The sequence below is a fragment of the Marinomonas sp. UCMA 3892 genome (assembly GCF_012726345.1).
Taxonomy (GTDB): domain Bacteria; phylum Pseudomonadota; class Gammaproteobacteria; order Pseudomonadales; family Marinomonadaceae; genus Marinomonas.
Genome location: NZ_PTXN01000004.1, coordinates 162796 through 178864, shown reverse-complemented (window position 1 = coordinate 178864; position 16069 = coordinate 162796). Strand labels below are relative to the sequence as shown.

Annotated in this window: 14 protein-coding genes; 7 read left to right on the top strand and 7 right to left on the bottom strand. The window is 43.3% G+C overall.

Annotation, left to right across the window (positions count from 1 at the left end; genetic code table 11):
* Positions 1 to 195 precede the first annotated feature (195 nt).
* Together B6N13_RS07385 and B6N13_RS07380 are read left to right on the top strand one after the other, a co-directional pair.
* Positions 196 to 1119 carry a LysR family transcriptional regulator gene (locus B6N13_RS07385; protein WP_012072113.1) on the top strand — a complete coding sequence of 308 codons (924 nt, stop codon included), beginning with the start codon at positions 196 to 198 and terminating at the stop codon, positions 1117 to 1119.
* 261 nt (positions 1120 to 1380) lie between these two features.
* A complete protein-coding gene (locus B6N13_RS07380; RefSeq protein ID WP_169458983.1) occupies positions 1381 to 1998 on the top strand; it encodes a LysE family translocator in 618 nt (205 codons plus the stop codon).
* 29 nt (positions 1999 to 2027) lie between these two features.
* Here the strand turns inward: B6N13_RS07380 and B6N13_RS07375 are convergent, their stop codons facing one another.
* On the bottom strand, positions 2028 to 2435 hold the full coding sequence (locus B6N13_RS07375; protein ID WP_169458982.1) for a SufE family protein: 408 nt from the start codon (positions 2433 to 2435) through the stop codon (positions 2028 to 2030).
* A 6-nt stretch (positions 2436 to 2441) separates the two neighbouring features.
* The gene (locus B6N13_RS07370; RefSeq protein ID WP_169458981.1) at positions 2442 to 3659 is read right to left on the bottom strand and encodes a cysteine desulfurase; all 1218 of its coding nucleotides are present in this window, start codon (positions 3657 to 3659) and stop codon (positions 2442 to 2444) included.
* Positions 3660 to 3814: 155 nt separating this feature from the next.
* Here B6N13_RS07370 and B6N13_RS07365 point away from each other — a divergent pair, with 155 nt between their 5' ends.
* Positions 3815 to 5380: a GntR family transcriptional regulator gene (locus tag B6N13_RS07365; RefSeq protein WP_169458980.1), complete on the top strand. Its 1566-nt coding sequence runs from the start codon at positions 3815 to 3817 to the stop codon at positions 5378 to 5380.
* Positions 5381 to 5469: 89 nt separating this feature from the next.
* Here the strand turns inward: B6N13_RS07365 and eptA are convergent, their stop codons facing one another.
* Positions 5470 to 7107: a phosphoethanolamine--lipid A transferase EptA gene (eptA, locus tag B6N13_RS07360; RefSeq protein WP_169458979.1), complete on the bottom strand. Its 1638-nt coding sequence runs from the start codon at positions 7105 to 7107 to the stop codon at positions 5470 to 5472.
* Between the two features lie 294 nt (positions 7108 to 7401).
* On the opposite strand from eptA, the gene B6N13_RS07355 reads away from it, so the two are divergent.
* Positions 7402 to 8226, top strand: a complete 825-nt coding sequence (locus tag B6N13_RS07355) for a phosphatase PAP2 family protein (RefSeq protein ID WP_012072107.1) — start codon at positions 7402 to 7404, stop codon at positions 8224 to 8226.
* Positions 8227 to 8261: 35 nt separating this feature from the next.
* Here B6N13_RS07355 and B6N13_RS07350 read toward each other — a convergent pair whose 3' ends face one another.
* The 3 genes from B6N13_RS07350 to B6N13_RS07340 all read right to left on the bottom strand — a co-directional run bounded on the left by B6N13_RS07350 (position 8262) and on the right by B6N13_RS07340 (position 10733).
* Positions 8262 to 8888: a DsbA family protein gene (locus tag B6N13_RS07350; RefSeq protein WP_012072106.1), complete on the bottom strand. Its 627-nt coding sequence runs from the start codon at positions 8886 to 8888 to the stop codon at positions 8262 to 8264.
* Positions 8889 to 9042: 154 nt separating this feature from the next.
* Entirely contained in the window at positions 9043 to 10239 is a 1197-nt protein-coding gene (locus B6N13_RS07345) for an amino acid aminotransferase (protein ID WP_169458978.1), read from the bottom strand.
* Between the two features lie 299 nt (positions 10240 to 10538).
* Complete coding sequence (locus B6N13_RS07340) at positions 10539 to 10733, bottom strand: hypothetical protein (protein ID WP_048814171.1); 195 nt, start codon at positions 10731 to 10733, stop codon at positions 10539 to 10541.
* Positions 10734 to 10916: 183 nt separating this feature from the next.
* Between B6N13_RS07340 and uvrD the strand changes: the two genes are divergently transcribed.
* Complete coding sequence (gene uvrD / locus B6N13_RS07335; protein WP_169458977.1) at positions 10917 to 13130, top strand: DNA helicase II; 2214 nt, start codon at positions 10917 to 10919, stop codon at positions 13128 to 13130.
* Between the two features lie 167 nt (positions 13131 to 13297).
* On the opposite strand, the gene B6N13_RS07330 is transcribed toward uvrD, so the two are convergent.
* Positions 13298 to 13486 carry a hypothetical protein gene (locus tag B6N13_RS07330; protein WP_169458976.1) on the bottom strand — a complete coding sequence of 63 codons (189 nt, stop codon included), beginning with the start codon at positions 13484 to 13486 and terminating at the stop codon, positions 13298 to 13300.
* A gap of 112 nt (positions 13487 to 13598) precedes the next feature.
* Here B6N13_RS07330 and B6N13_RS07325 point away from each other — a divergent pair, with 112 nt between their 5' ends.
* Complete coding sequence (locus B6N13_RS07325; RefSeq protein WP_169458975.1) at positions 13599 to 14666, top strand: oxidoreductase; 1068 nt, start codon at positions 13599 to 13601, stop codon at positions 14664 to 14666.
* Between the two features lie 240 nt (positions 14667 to 14906).
* Entirely contained in the window at positions 14907 to 16019 is a 1113-nt protein-coding gene (locus tag B6N13_RS07320) for a TRAP transporter substrate-binding protein (protein WP_012072101.1), read from the top strand.
* The last annotated feature ends 50 nt before the right edge of the window (positions 16020 to 16069 follow it).

The window sequence follows — 16069 nt, the reverse complement described above, 5'->3', positions numbered from 1 at the left end:
TATCAAGATGCATTTGCTCCAGGCTCTTTTTGTCTAATCACAACCTGTTTAAGTGAGTGTTTGGCAAACTATCTAAGCTATTTTTTTAAGTTCTTATTCTTTACCTACTTTCATAATGTTTATTTAATACGATGACTTCCACTTATATTATCGTATGCTTGATAATCAAATATTATTGAATAAGGGGGAGGCTGTATGAAATTCAGGCAAGTAGAGGCGTTTCGTTACATCATGCTGCGAGGAACAACAGCGGCTGCAGCGGCCGAAATGCATGTCTCTCAGCCTGCTGTGAGTCGTTTACTCAGTGATCTTGAGCATTCGCTAGGTTTTTCTTTGTTCGACCGCCGTAAAGGACGACTGCATCCAACTCATGAAGCTGCTGAGTTTTTTCGTTCCGTAGAAGAAAGTTTTTTAGGGCTAGAAAAGCTCGAATCGGTAGCGTCAAAAATTCGGACAAGAACACCAAGTGAGTTAAAAATAGCCAGTACGTCGGCTATTGCGACCTCTCTATTACCGCTTGCTTTGCAGGAACATAAAAAGTTCTTTCCAGAGGAACGCGTGACCATTCATACCGACAGCATGGCTGAGCTGGTGATGAAACTACAAACCAACTCAGTTGATTTAGCAATAGGGTTGGAATTGCCTCAATTAATCGGCATCGAGCGAGAGTTTATTGGTAATGCTCGATTTGTCTTTGCAGCAAGGTCTAATCATCCGTTAGCTAAAAAAGAAGTGATTTGCGCGCAAGATTTGATCGGTGAAACCGTACTTACTGTGGTCGACAGTTCGCCTGTTTATTGGAGCGAGTTAGGTGGAGTATTAAACTCCGTAAAATCACAGATTAAACAGCGTATCATGATAGACACATCACATACTGGCTATGCCATGATTGCGGCTGGTTTAGCTGTGGCGGTTTTAGAGCCTTTTGCGGCACGAGTGTGGGAAGGAAATGGTGTAGTAATTCGTCCTTTTGAGCCTGCGATTTATTATCCTTATGGACTGGCGTATCCAACAAACGCTCGACAACATAAGTCCTTATATAGTTTTACTCAGAGCATTCAAAAAGTCGCTAAAACAATGCGAGAGTTTAATAACGATTGTGTTGTTATGCAGAAATAAGAAGAGTTACTATCACTAATTATCTGGTTGCTACAAATGTAATAGGAAGGGGATCTATCAATGCACTAGCGGCCGATCTGGCGTGTTTAACCGCTTGAATTATTGGCTGTTTAGCTCCAAAAAGGTCGCTGCTATTTTGTATCCAATATTAAGATCATGCCGTAATGTGTTATTGAAAATTTTAGGGAAACCTAAGATTAATAATCTAAAACAAATAGATAACGAAAAATTTTAATTCAGATATCAGTAGGGAGAATGAAGATGGATTATTGGTTGTTTTTGCTGATCTGCTTGGTAGCGACTTTTTCCCCCGGTCCAGCGGTGTTGCTCGCTATAAAGAACTCCGCTAATTTTGGTGTTTGGCAATCCATGAAGGGGATTGCAGGCAACGTTGCGGCTGTAATGACCCTTGCCAGTTTATCGGCTGCAGGGTTGGGAGCCATTATTCTTGCTTCTGATTTACTGTTTAGCCTGATTAAAGTCTTGGGTGGTTTATATCTAATGTACCTTGGAGTTAAAGCTTGGAATACTCGATATACAAAGCCTGCTCTACAAAAGGATTCTAAACCTTTAACTACAGGTAAAAAGCTTTTTACTGAAGCTTATGTGGTTGGTATGAGTAATCCTAAAGCCATTGCATTCTACACTGCCGTATTCCCTCAGTTTATCGACTTGAATCAAGCCGTCCTGCCGCAATTTTGTTTATTAGCTGGGACATTTGCCTGTTGTTCTATGGTTGGCTTGGGTCTTTATGCATTAGCAACTACATCAATTAGTCAGTATCTAGCGAGAGAGAACATTAACCGACTTTTTCATCGATTAACAGGTGGAATATTTATTGGCTTTGGATTGTCATTGATATTTGTAAATAAAAGCTAAGTGGCAGGCATTTTGAAGCAAAAGAAATGTTATGCCTTGTTTATTTTATCCAAAATCGCCAACACACCATTGGTTCTCGAGCTGGTTAGATAGCTTGATAAGTTAAGCTCGGCCAGCTCTGCCTTTAGGTCCATTTGTTGGATATCTGTTTGGGTTTTTCCTTCTACCAAGCTCAAGATGGCGACCAGTACGCCGCGCATAAGTTTGGCGTCGCTGTCGGCTTTGAAGTGGCGTGTGCCATTGTTTTCTTCCATGATGAGCCAAACGGCGCTTTCACAACCTTTTATTTTGTTTTCTTCGGTTTTTTCTTCAACGGACAGTCGCGGTAAGGTTTTGCTGAGTGCCACTAATGTCTTAAAAGTTTCTTCTTTGTTTCGGCAAGCTTGCAGCAGGGCTTTTATGTTTACTGGCTTTTGTTGTCCTAAAGAGTCTGTCATTGCTTGTTACTCGTCATTTAATAGGTCTATGGCTTCTAGAAGAACATCGCAGAAGCGATTGGCCTCTTCCATGGTGTTGTAACAGGCGAAAGAGGCACGCAAGGTTCCGGCAACACCAAGTTGTGCCATTAATGGATGGGCACAGTGGCTACCAGCTCGAACCGCTACACCTTGGCTATCTAGGTAAGCATTCAAATCCAAAATATGAATATTGGGTACACTTAGGGATACTAACGTGGTGTTTTTCTCAGGCGAATAAATCTCGATACCGCCTTCTTTATGCAATCTCGTATAAACATGTGTAGCTAGGGATTGTTCCCAAGCTAACAACGCCAAGCGATCCTGAGAGTTAAGAAAATCACAAGCTGCAGCCAAGCCAATAACGCCTTCGATATGTGGCGTTCCTGCTTCCAAGCGATACGGTAAAACATTGAACTCTGTGGCTTGATACGAAACATGACGCACCATTTCTCCGCCCGTTTGGTATGGCAGCAGAACCTCTAAAGCGTGGTTTTTGCCATATAAAACACCAATGCCAGTTGGGCCATACATTTTGTGGCCAGAGAAGACATAGAAGTCACAGTCTAATGCTTGCACATCAATAGGATAGTGCGCCACGGCTTGAGCGCCATCAACAAGGGTAAAAGCGCCTTGTTGCTTGGCGTGATCGAGCATGGTTTGCAGTGGTGTGCTTACGCCGATGGCATTGGAAATCTGCGTCGCCGCAAAAATACGTGTGCGATCGGTAAAATAGCGATTGAATTCGGGCTCCCATTCCCCATTAGAGGTTAAGGGTAAAACTCTAAGCCGAGCGCCAGTGCGAAAGGCCAATTGCTGCCAGGGTACAAGATTGGCGTGGTGCTCTAAACTGGTGATGAGAATTTCATCGCCTTTTTCGAGCAGATGCTCTAAACCAAAAGCGACCGTATTGATGGCTTCTGTCGCGCCTTTTGTCCAAATCACATGGCTTTGTTCTGGCGCATTGATAAAGTTTGCGACCGTATCTCGGGCTTGCTCAAAACGGTTGGTTGCTCGGTCGCTAAGGAAGTGCGCGCCACGATGAACATTGGCGTTAAAGCTTCGGTAATAGTCCTGAATGGCATCCAACACGGGTAACGGTTTTTGTGTCGTGGCGGCATTATCCAAGTAGGTTAATGGATGATCGTAGGCTGATTGCGCCAAAATAGGAAAAAGGGGACGAAGCAATAACGGGTCGAAAGCCATGAATACTCTGCGTTTGAATCAGCCTGAAATAAGAGAAATTGTACCTTAACTCCCACTAAAATCGGGAATTATTGGGCTTTTACTTGCGTTTTTTTAAGACAACTATAATGATTGATAACAGATACTAGATGACAAACTAGAAAAGGTACAAAACGGTGGCGGATTTTTTATATAAAGGTGTGGTGGATTGGTTCTTGGATCAGATGTCACAAGAGGCCATAGTGCCCGGTGATAAAATGCCGTCCTTACGAGCTTTATCGAAACAATTGGGTCTGAGCTTAAACACAGTCATACATGGTTATGAATTATTGAGTGAAGACGGTTGGATCGAGTCTCGGCCTAAATCTGGTTACTTTGTTTGTCATCGTAGTGAGACAAAACCTGCGTTGCTATTGGCTGGTGACGAATTACGTGAACTCGCCAAAGACGGTACTAAGCCTGCTTGGTCGTGTCTTGCGCATCGAGCGGCTTTGGTTGATCAAAGCGATACTTTTTTAAGTCCAGCAGTGCGTCAGGAAGAAGTCCATCTGCCTGTATTGGGCAAAGGCCATTTGGCGGCTCGTGAAGCCGTTAGTGAGCATTTAAAAGGGCTTGGTATTAAAGCTCATGCATCACATCTTTGGTTAGGGCGTTCTCCTTTAGCAATCTTCACTCAAACCGTACAAACACTGACTCAACGTGGTGATAGCGTATTGGTGTTAACGCCTTGTGATCCTCGGATTACTACTACATTGCAAAGCTTAGGACGACAAGTAATTGCCTTGACAGCAGGTGAACGCGGCGTCGATTTAGATTTAGCGATTCGTTGTTTACGAGATAAATCCATTCGTCTGATTATATTGCCGGGGCAGTTCTCGTTTCCAGCTGGCCAGTTGGTGAGTAATTTAAGCTTGCGTCGCTGGTTAGCCATTATTGAAGAAACCAAGCTGCCAGTGATTGAGTGGGATTTGTGCTCACATTTGGCGTATCGCGCTGGGTCTATGATGACTTACAAGTCACTGGATTCTTCTGATCAGATTGTTTATATCGGCGGCGTGGAATCAAAAGGCGTAGATCGCTCTGCAAGCTGGTGTTTGCCTGGTAAGCATCAATCTTTATTGGAGGGCGCTTTTTTAGGCGCTGATATGGCGTTAAGCGATGCACAACAAATGGCCTTGAGTGATGCGTTACAGCCAAATAGTAAGCGCTCATTAATGAAACGTGCGAGAGAGGTTTGGGCGAATTCTGAGCGTGTTAAAGCGCATCTGGAAACGCGTCTCGGCGAGCATGTTAGTTTTGCTGCCAGCAAAGGTGGCATGTCACTTTGGATGCGTTTATCAAAACCATTAGATGTTGCCAGTATGACTGCATTGCTAGCCAGTTTCCGTCACGCGATTGTGCCCGGAGCCTTGGTTAGTCATGAAGCCGATGCCAATAATTGGCTGGCGGTGAATGTCACCTTGGACGATGTGGAACCATTGGCAAAAGCCTTAGCGGAGCATTTAGTCGTTGATGAGGTTGAGCTGGTTACTGATCCTGTAGAACCAGTCATTGAAAAGATAGAAGAACAAGCTGTAGAGACTCTTGAGCCAGTGGAAGAAAACAAGCAGACAGAAGAGCTTGTCGAAGCGATAGAAAGCGATTTAGCGCAGCCTGAGAAGGAAGCTAAAAAGTCTCGTAATGCCACAACCGAACCACTTTATAACCCGATGTTGGATTTAATTAATCACGACTTTGGTTAGAGCCCAAAAAGAGTCATTTTTTCTAGAAAATGATAAAAACAATAAAGGCCAGGTTTACTGGCTTTTATTGTTTGTTCGCTTGTCTATGGCTATTGTTGGCGCGCGGCCCTGAACATATCTAGGTCTTTATTATAGATTTCGCTGTTCATATCAAAGGCGCCCATGACGCTATGGAAAATATTCGCTTGGGTGCTTTGTTCTCGTGCTCTTAGTTTATCGATAGAGATATGCTTCTGATCAATAAAAGATGGCGACATCCACACAAAGAATGGCACTTTAAATTGTTGCTCAGGTGCAATTGAATAAGGTGTTCCATGTAAATAAATACCACCTTCGCCAAGTGATTCTCCATGGTCAGATACATAAAGATAAGCGCTGGAGGTGTCTTTCAATCCTTCTAAAGTTTTGCGTAACTGATCTAAGAAATGATCGTTATATAAGATGGTATTATCGTAGGCGTTAATTAGCTCCTCTTGCGTGCAGTTACTAAGCTCGACCGAACGACAAATAGGTTTAAAAACCTCAAACTCCTTCGGATATTTACTGTAATAAGATGGTCCATGACTACCTGTTTGATGCAGAACCACAAAGACTTTTTGTTTATCCGATGCCTGAATTTGCTCGGCTAGATGGCTTAATAACACGCCATCATAGTCGCATTCACTGCCTTCACAGTTCTTTTTCAAATCCCCTGAACTTAAATAGCTAGCTACTTTAATTAGCGGCTCTCCCCAGTTTTTGGTGCGCCAAAAAACGTCAATGCCTTGTCTTTGCAGGTAACTTGGCAAAGGTTCGAACTGCTCAGAGAAACTACCACTTGGGTTATTGTGTGAAAGAATGCATTTCACCGATTCGGTAGTGTAAGTGGCACAAGAGGTCGCATTTTTTAAGGTAATGACATTTTCTGATGCGGTTAGCAAAGGATTGGTTGGTTTGTCATAGCCGTATAGGGAAAAATTCTCCGCTCGTGCTGACTCACCAATAACTAACACTACAACGGTTTTTTCATTTGAGCCAAAAGTCGCATCTGGTAATAGCGTTTGTACCACATTTTCTTTCGCTAACTGGTTTTGATAGCGAATCGTATTCCCTACGTAAGACCATGGCATGATTCGGCCACCTAATTGTTTGGCATGATCATCAATCCATAGCCAATGACTTTGTGACTGCCAAATCCAAGTAGACGTGACTATGACGGTGATAATAAGATGCGCGAATAATCGTATTCTTGAGGTTTTTTGAACCGATGCACGAATGATTAACCAAGCTGGTAAGACGCCAAGCAGAATAAAATAAATGGCCAGCTTTGGGCTTAAAAATTGTCCAGATTCTGAATATTGGGTGTTAAAAATATTGCCTATCATGGTTCTATCTAAGATGACGTTATAGGTCACCACGAAATACACTGCCAATGAGTTTGCAAGTGCAAACACCACACACACAGCTTTACCTAAGCGTCTAGATAAAATAAACAAAACATAAAGCACAAGAGTGGTGACTAGATAAATAGCGGCAAAAACGGTCATAAGAGTTTGCAAGCTATTCAGCGTAAAGCCATCTAGATTTTTTATCGAAAAAGAAAACAAAGGCCAGTTATATAGCACTGTATTTAGTAGCGTTAGCAAAATAACAAAGCTTGAAGTACTAGGTTTTGTTCTAAAACCCTGTCTGAAGAAAGAACATAGCCCCGAAGTTAATCGGGACAAAATAGTGTGGTTGCGCTTCATGTGGGATATGTGTTCCTGTCGACCTTGTTGTTCCTAGATTAAGGAAAATCTAGAGAAGAAAAACTAGATGGAAAAATAACTCGTGATTATTCGCCTATTAACGGGGATTTCATCATGATCATCAATCCTTCTTTTACCTTTTGTTTGTTAACCTTACACAAAATCACAAAAAAAAAGATAAACATTCCTTTCGCTACATATCTCTAATTCATATTTCACTTATTTTTCACTCAATGTGCATAAAATGTGACCATCGAAGTTATATCTCTTTTTGCCAAAAGAAATGAGGGTTTTATGCGTTGTCACTTAATTAAAATGTCGACCAATTATAAATCGCTGCTAGATCAAGCTAGAGCAAGCAGCATGACAGTTCCTCAATCTAGTATTCAAATTTTGCTTTTGGTTGCCGTTGTATTAGCAAGTACTGCCATGATTGGTAATGTTCTTGGTGGTTATCACTTTGGCTTTATGGAAATAAATAGCTTTAGCACCTACATACCTTCTTTCTTATTGGAAAATATGACGGTATTTGGAGATGGCGTATTTTTGTTGGCCTTAGTGTTGTTATTTTCTTGCCGCAATATTCGTTTTCATTGGACAGTTCTATTCACCACATTACTTGGTGCCATCGTAGTTAACTTGCTTAAGGATTATTTTGCGATGCCGCGTCCACCGGCAGTGCTTGATCCTGAAACCTTTAATCTTTTGGGTAGAGCCTATAAAGCACGTAGTTTTCCTTCAGGCCATAGTTTAACGGCATTTTTATTAGCAAGTGTGTGTTTCTGCTACGTTCAAAATGCTTATGCTAAAGCGACGTTTATCCTGTTGGCGGTATTGGTTGCCTTGAGTCGAGTGTTGATTGGTGTGCATTGGCCAATGGATGTTTTAGTTGGTGGCGCATTGGGTGTGGTTTTAGGTGTTGGTGGTGTGATGATCACAGCAAAATGGAAGTTTGGTTTGTGTGCCTATGTGCACCTATTTACGCTGAGCCTGCTAGTTATTGCATGCATTATGGTGTTTGTAGATGGTAACGATTATAAGCTCGCTTTACCTTTGTTATATGTTGTTTCAGCCGCTGCGATAGCACGCACAGTGAAGAGTTATATTTTAGTTCGTTGATTTATAGGACTGATGTGATTTAAGTGACGAAGGCGCTAAGACAGCGCCTTTTTTATGGCATTTAACATGCTTGAATGGTCTTTGTAGTCTAGTGGAATAGGCGTGAGTTTATCGCCTATAAGCAAGGCTAAAGAAGGGAATGAATTTAAGCCAAGATGTCGAGCTTGCTCTATTTCTTCTTCCAATAAACGCTCATTTTTAACGTGCTGCATGGTTTTCTGAAAACCGTCTGCATTCATGCCTATTTGCTCAGCGCATTCGACGAGAGTATTTAGATCCGAAGGGTTTTTGGCTTGCAGGTAATACGCCTCTTGTATGGCGTGATACATCTCTTCCTCTAATCCCGTGTCTCTGGCGACATAACAGGCTCTGCATGCTGGGTAAGTCGAGCGTCGTGGAGCAGCTGTTTTCCAGAAATCAAAATTAAAATTGGTTCCTAATGATGCTTGAATATTCTGCCAAGTGCCTTCCAGCTTAGCTTTCATCTCATTTGGCATAGCCACATCGGAATCAACGGCAAGACCGCCCAGCATAGGCTGAATGATGAGTTGATCGGCATCGATCAAATCTTGCAAAGCTTTTTGTAACTTGGTCCAAGTAGGACGAAATCCCCAACACCAACTGCACATTGGGTCGTAGCAGTAAATCAGTGTGGCGGTCATAGATGACTTCTGTACATATAAAAAAGCGGACCCATAAGGTAACAGTCTCTTTAGCTGTAAAACAACAAACAAAAACAACCGACATAAAAAAACGGCTTCAATATGAAAATTGAAGCCGTTTTTTTGAATTGTGCTGTAGCGACTAAATGTTAGCTTAGCCTTTTAAAATCGCGGCAATAGCATCACAAAGTGGGCCCATATTTTCATGAGTCATACCAGCAACACTGATGCGTCCTGAGCCAACAATATAAATGCCGTACTCTTTACGCAACTGAGCAACTTGATCTGGTGTTAGACCAGAAAAAGAGAACATGCCTTGCTGATGTGAAATAAACGAAAAATCTTGGCTAACGCCTTTGATTCGTAGCGTATTCACAAACAAGCTACGCATTTCATGGATACGAGTACGCATTGCTTTGACTTCGCTTTCCCACAGAGCAAATAGCTCTGGATCATTCAGAATCTCGGCCACAACTGCAGAACCATGAGAAGGCGGATTTGAGTAGTTGGTGCGAATGCAGCGTTTGATTTGTGTGAACGCTGTTTCCGCTTGTTCGGCGGTTTCACACAAAATAGTCAGTGTGCCAACACGTTCGTTGTACAGACCAAAGTTCTTGGAGAAAGAACTAGCAATCAGCATTTCAGGAACGTGCTCTAAGAAAGTACGTAAGCCTTGAGCATCTTCCGTTAAGCCTTGGCCAAAGCCTTGATAAGCAAAGTCAAACAATGGCAAGAAGCCTTGTTTGCTACATAGCTTAGCCAATTGGTACCACTGTTCTGGTGTTGGATCTATACCAGTTGGGTTGTGGCAGCAGCCATGAAACAACACTACATCGCCTTCAGGGACTTGAGACAAGCTTGCAAGCATGGCTTCAAAGTCTAGAGATTTATTATCAGCATCGTAGTAAGCATAGCTGCCAACTTCTAACCCAACGGATTGAAAGACCGATTGATGATTAGCCCAAGTTGGATTACTGACCCAAATTGTCGCTTCGGGTAAGTGCTTTTTAATGAATTCTGCTGCGACGCGTAATGCGCCTGTGCCGCCAGGGGTATGGGCTGTTTGAGCAAGCTGTTTGGTAATAATATTGTGTTCTTTACCAAATAAAAGCGTTTGCACGGCAGATCGATAAGCGGGTGCGCCTTCGATACTTAGGTAGCTTTTGGTTTTTTCTTGAGCCAACAAACGTTCTTCTGCTTGTTTGACTGATTTTAAGATAGGCGTATTGCCTTGTTCATCTTTGTAAACGCCAACGCCCAAATTAATTTTATTCGGATTTTGATCATTTTTGTAAGCGTCATTCAGGCCAAGAATTGGATCTGCCGGAGCAGCTTGGATATGTTCAAACATGGTAACTCCCCCAAGAGGGTTATTTGCTTTTTTTATTATGGATTAGAAGATATAAAAATCAGACCGTATGTTACTCCAACATGTGAGTAACCGCTATAAGTTGGCGAAAAAGGGTAAGAATTAACTGTATAAAATGCTGTTGTTTGTCATAAAAAAGGCCGCTTTTTTAAGCTGATAGAGTGAGGTCACAACACGTCGGTTGCTGAGAGAGGGGTTTTTGAGTGAAAAAAGACATTGACCTAGCAAGATAGCTAGGTCGTATTTAGTTCACTTTAAGTATCAACTAATGAGTAGGGAAATTAATCGTCCCAACCGTTAGAGATATCATGGTGCAAACGTTTTTCTTCTAAATGCTGTTCAATTGCACGTCTGGCTTTTAACATACGTGCTGCATCTTCCTTTTGATTCCGTTCTTTTGTTTCATTATCCAAACTAATGGAAGCGTGCATTATGTCGGTTTTTACTTCAGTTAGTGTTTCAGCAAAATCGCTCATCGTTATACCCTTTTGGACGTTCGACGACATTGAAGTGCATTGATCACTGTCATCGACAGTTAAAAAAAGTCAAAATAGACAGATAACTTATTTCAAGCTAATAAAAAACCCAAATAGATTGAAAATCAACCTATTTTTACGCGTTTTTTGTGACAAATTTATTAATTATTATGGCGGAATGTAATGGACGTTTCTTTTATCCTTGACTCACTGAATGACAAGCAGCGTGAAGCCGTCGCAGCGCCTTTGCAGAATAGCCTTGTTTTGGCTGGCGCTGGGTCAGGAAAAACCCGAGTCCTAGTGCACCGGATCGCATGGTTAATGCACGCTTACGAGTTATCTCCCTATAGCCTGATGGCGGTAACCTTTACCAATAAAGCCGCTCGCGAGATGCAAGGCCGTATCGAACAGCTGGTGGGAGTTCCGCCGCAAGGCATGTGGGTTGGCACCTTCCATGGTTTAGCGCATAGGCTTTTACGTGCCCATTGGCGTGATGCTGGACTAAAAGAAAACTTCCAGATCATGGACAGCGACGACCAATTGAGATTAATCAAACGTATCATGCGCGAATTGAATATCGATGATACTCGCTGGCCGCCGAAGCAAGTGTCTTGGTTTATAAACGCGCAAAAAGACGAAGGACGACGAGCAGCTCATGTACCAGATAGTCATGATCCTTTCTCCAAAGGCATGCGCGAGTTGTATTACCATTACGAAGAAGCCTGTGAACGTGGCGGATTATTAGATTTCGGTGAATTGCTATTGCGCGCTCATGAGCTAATGCTTAGCACACCAGCCTTGTTACGCCATTATCAAGAGCGCTTTCGCCATGTGCTGGTGGACGAGTTCCAAGATACCAACACCATCCAATACGCTTGGTTGCGTATCATGGTAGGCAGCCAAGGTACGATTACTGCTGTAGGCGATGATGACCAATCGATTTACGGTTGGCGTGGCGCAAAAATTGAAAACATCCAAAACTTCACCAAAGATTTTAAAGACGTTAGCACCATTCGCTTGGAGCAAAACTACCGTTCAACCGGTCATATCCTGAAAGCAGCCAATGGCTTGATCAAACATAATGACGATCGCCTAGGTAAAGAGCTTTGGACCGACAGTGGCGAAGGCGATCCAATCTCGCTATACGCAGGCTTCAATGAACAAGACGAAGCGCGTTTTATCATTGGCATCATCAAACAATGGCGCGACAAGGGAACCTCTTTGACAGATATGGCGATTCTGTATCGTTCCAATGCTCAGTCGCGGGTTATTGAGGAATGCTTAGTTAGGGAACAGATTGCTTATCGAATTTATGGTGGACACAGATTCTACGACCGCCTTGAAATCAAAAATGCCTTGGCTTATGCACGTTTGGCGTTGGATCCAAATGACGATGGCGCTATGGAGCGGGTTATCAACGTGCCTCCTCGTGGTATTGGTGAGCGCAGCATTGGAACCTTGCGTGAGATCGCCCGCGATAATGGCTGCTCTATGTGGCAAGCCGCGCAAGAAGTGGTGCGTCAGTCTTTGATGCCTGGCCGTGCGACTAATGCGATTAAAGCGTTTTTGCATCTAATTGAAGGTTTAAGTACCACGGTGCAGCAGCCTGATTTGAACCTGAACGATATTTTTGAGCAGATTATCGAAGAAGCTGGCTTGATCCCTTTCCATGAAAAAGAGAAAGGCGAGAAGGGCGAAGCTCGCATCGAAAACTTAAAAGAGCTAGTTGGTGCGGCTGGTGGTTTTAGTTGGAGCGATGAAGACGAAGAGTTTAGTTCCCCGCTGATGGCATTCTTGGACAAAGCCGTGTTGGATGCGGGCGATGCGCAAGCTGACGAATACCAAGACGCCGTGCAGTTGATGACATTGCACTCAGCAAAAGGTCTAGAGTTTCCATTGGTGTTCCTAACGGGCGTGGAAGAGAATATTTTCCCCAGCAAGATGTCTTTCGAAGAGCCGGGTCGACTCGCTGAAGAACGTCGTCTTTGCTACGTGGGCATTACTCGAGCAATGGAGAAGCTTTACATCACATACGCTGAGTCTCGTCGTTTGTTTGGTAGCGAGTCATTTAATAGCCCATCACGCTTTATTAAAGAGTTGCCACCGGAATGCTTGGAAGAAGTGCGTCTTCGCTCACAAGTAAGCCGTCCTGTGTCTTTGCAGCGTCCTGATTACAACTTTGAAAAGAACAAACTGCAGAACAGTAGCGTGTTGAACAATTACAAAGCGCCAGAAGTTACCGTGAACATGGGTGATCGAGTTAATCATCCCGTGTTTGGTGAAGGCTTAGTGATCAACTACGAAGGTCAAGGCCCACAAGCTCGGGTACAGGTTAACTTTGACGATGAAGGCACCAAATGGCTGGTGTTGTCGTTTGCTAAATTGGAAGTGCTTTAACTTTTTGATAAAAGGACGTTGAGTCTTATTCCTTTGCGCCTGCTTCGCAAGCTCAGCGCGTCAGCAGGAATAAGACCAGCGTCCTTTAAATTAAACTGCTTAGCCTGCAGCAAAGCGGGTTAGTGCGTCAGCAGGAATAAGACTCAGCTTACCTTTGTATAGTTGCCCTAAATCTCATCGTCTTTTTTGAATGTTGGGGCTTTAAGTTCATTGTCTGTTCCCCAGCTGTTTAGCCATTTGTGTACTTCGTTCGCGTCGAGAACCTTGCCTTTGGCGACTGACTCTAAAGCATCGAGTGTTTGCTGCCATTCTTTAGTGTTTTTCTTAGTAGATTCCATTGTTCTGCTTTTTCCCATTTCTCTCGTTTGTCCAATTGTAATCTAGTAAATGTTTTTAATTGCGGCAATTTTTTTAAATTGGCTGTAAACTGTTTAGAGCTGTAATGATTTAGTTGAAAAGGAGTGGGACATGGCGATTCGTGTTGGTTTGATTGGTTTTGGTTTGTCTGGGCGGGTGTTTCATGCGCCTTTTGTGATGAATGATCCTGGCATGACGATGGCGTATGTTTGCAGTTCGAAGGCGGATGAGGTGAGGGCGGTTCTGCCTGATGTGTCGGTGGTGTCGTCTGCTGAATCTGTGTTTGCGGCGCCGGATGTGGATTTAGTGGTGATCACGACGCCGAACGCGTTGCATTTTGATCAGGCAAAGCTGGCGTTGGAAAACGGTAAGCATGTTTTGTTGGAAAAGCCCTCTGTCACTCGTTTATCTCAGATAGAGGCGTTGTGTGCCTTGGCGCAGCAAAAAGGCTTGGTGTTTTGTGTTTATCAGAATCGTCGTTTTGATGGCGACTTTTTGCGTCTCAAAGCGTTAATTGAAAGCGCTGAGTTGGGTGAGTTGAAGCACTTAGATTCTCGTTTTGACCGTTTTCGTCCAACAACGCAAGCGCGCTGGCGTGAAGAGCCGGGTGTTGGTACGGGGATTTTTTGGGATTTAGGGCCGCATATTCTGGATCAGGCATTGAGTTTATTTGGGCCGCCGAAGTGGTTGCATGCAAGTATCGATAAGTTACGCGACGGTAGCCAAACGCATGATTGGTTTGAAGTGGAGTTGGGCTATGATGACAAACGCGTGCGTTTAGCGTCGACGCCATTTGAAGCAGGTGACATGCGCCGCTTTAATGCAAGATTTACTAAAGGCAGCTGGCAATGTGTGGGTTTAGATCCTCAAGAAGAAGCGCTGCGAGCTGGGCAAATGCCATGGCAGGATGAGTTTCCTTCGAAAGCCGCCCAGCAAAAAATCACTCGTTTTGTCGCGCATTCTCAAGATGATATTGAAAGCATTCAAGAGGCTGCAACACAAGGCGATTATGCAGCTTTCTATGCGCAATTACGCGATGCGATTCTGGGTAAAGGTGAGGCTCCGGTTGCGATGGAGCAGGCTTGTCAGTTGATTTACTTGATCTGTTTGGCGGAGCAGTCTGCTGAAAGTGGTCAGCGTATGTCATGGAGTTATACGCCTAATTTCTCTGTTAAGTGAATTAGTCGCGAGAAATTGTAAAAAAGAGTTGAGCAAGATTCCTACAATTCTTATCATCTTTTGCCCTTTTAATGTTTTATGCATTTTAAGGGCAATTTTCTGTCTGATTTATTATAAAAATACAGAAATAGGTGGCATTTAACCGATGTTTTAATAGCCCCTATTTTCATATCACAGATAGATTCTATTGAGACCATGGGTTTCATAGTAATCAAGTAACTGGCTCTCTGAGGGAAAATAATGCGTAATTTAATGGTATTGGGCAAATTGGCGTTTGCTGGTTTGTTTGCTTTGTCTTTGGTCGCTTGTGGCGGATCAGAGAAAGCGGAAGAAACGGCAAAAGTAGAAAAGAAAGTAGAAACAATTCATTGGAAAATGGTCACGACTTGGCCCAAAAACTTTCCTGGCTTGGGCACGAGTGCTGAAGAGCTAGCGAAAAATATTACTAAAATGTCTAACGGTCGTTTGGATATTAAAGTTTATGCCGCAGGCGAGCTTGTTCCTGCGTTGGAAGTGTTTGATGCTGTATCTCGTGGTACTGCAGAAATGGGTCACAGCTCTGCGTATTATTGGAAAGGCAAAGCGCCAGCGGTACAGTTTTTCTCGTCTGTGCCTTTTGGTATGACGGCGCAAGAGTTTAACTCTTGGATTACTTATGGTGGCGGTTTACAACTGTGGGAAGAAGTTTACGCACCGTTTAATATCATTCCGATGGCTGCTGGTAACACCGGCGCACAAATGGGTGGTTGGTTCAATAAAGAGATTAACTCTTTAGCTGATTTCCAAGGCTTAAAAATGCGTATGCCAGGTCTTGGTGGTGAAGTACTGAAGAAAGTTGGTGCTGTGACGGTTAACCTTCCTGGCAGTGAAATGTTTACTGCTCTTCAAACTGGCACTATCGATGCCACTGAATGGGTAGGTCCATACAATGACCTAGCGTTTGGCTTGTACAAAGCAGCGAAATATTACTATTACCCTGGTTGGCAAGAGCCAGGTTCTGCAGTTGAGGCGCTTATTAACAAAGACGCTTTCAATGCATTACCAGAAGACCTACAAGAGATTGTTCGTTCAGCTGCACAACAAGCTAACTTGAATATGTTGAGTGAACTAACAGCTCGTAACAACGCTGCCTTGAAGACTTTGGTCGATGAGCATCATGTTATTTTGAAAAAGTTCCCGAAAGACCTTTTGGAAGCTTTGCGTATAGCTTCTGATGAAACACTAAAAGAAGTGGCTGCTAACGATCCAATGAGCCAAAAAGTCTATGACTCCTTCACTGGTTTCTTAACGTCTGTTAGTGAGTGGCATGATATTTCTGAGCGCGCATTTATCAATGCTCGCGCTACAGATTAATTAGTTTGTTATTAATGGAATAAAGAACTAGCGCCACTATTAAGCCCTGC